The 825-nt window shown below is 49.0% G+C and carries 1 protein-coding gene; it reads right to left on the bottom strand.

Features of this window, described 5'->3' with window-relative positions; genetic code table 11:
- Positions 1–825 (bottom strand): DUF5011 domain-containing protein (locus A3763_RS05320; RefSeq protein ID WP_156494930.1); only part of this gene is annotated, 825 nt, incomplete at both ends.

Here is an 825-nt window from a genome sequence, read left to right as displayed (position 1 = left end):
GGGTAACGGTAGTAGCAGAGTTGCCTGAGGAATCGTTCACGTTGTAGCTCAGTACATAGCTACCAACAACTGCAGCATTGACCGTACCGCTGACACCGATATTTGAAGATACATCTCCATCGACATTATCTAGCGCTGTCGCACCCGGGTCGGTGAAGATTGTATTCACCTCATGATCGATCGGGTTGTTTCCGATCAGTGTAATAACAGGGCCGCTCGCATCAGCAACATTAACTGTTCGTGTGACGGGGATTGCAGCGTTGCCAGCCGCATCACTTACGTTATACACAAGTGTATAGCTGCCAATTGTACCGGTATCAACAGCGCCACTCTGAATAATGCTTGCTGAAATATCGCCATCAATATTGTCCGACGCACTCGCACCCGCATCATTGTAGACACTACCTAGAGCGATATTAATGCTGCTGTCACCATTAAGTGTAATGACAGGGGCGGTAAAGTCGTTCACATTTACCGTGCGCGTTTGCTGTACGGCAGGGTTACCGTTGGAGTCACTGACATCATAGGTAATGACATAAGTACCAGCAACGCTAGAGTCGACCATTGTGCCGCCAACTATAATGCCTGCAGATAGGTCTCCGTCAAGTGCGTCATTCGCAGTCGCACCAGCATCGGTATAAGGGGTATTTAGCTCATGGTTAAGTGGGCTGCTACCTAGCAGAGTGATGCTAGGTGCGCCAGTATCTTGAACGTTAATTGTTCGGGTAACGGTAGTAGCAGAGTTGCCTGAGGAATCGTTCACGTTGTAGCTCAGTACATAGCTACCAACAACTGCAGCATTGACCGTACCGCTGACACCGATAT

The sequence above is a fragment of the Oleiphilus sp. HI0128 genome (genome assembly GCF_001635365.1).
Note: the sequence above shows the minus strand (reverse complement) of the source record. Positions and strands in the feature narration are given on the sequence as shown.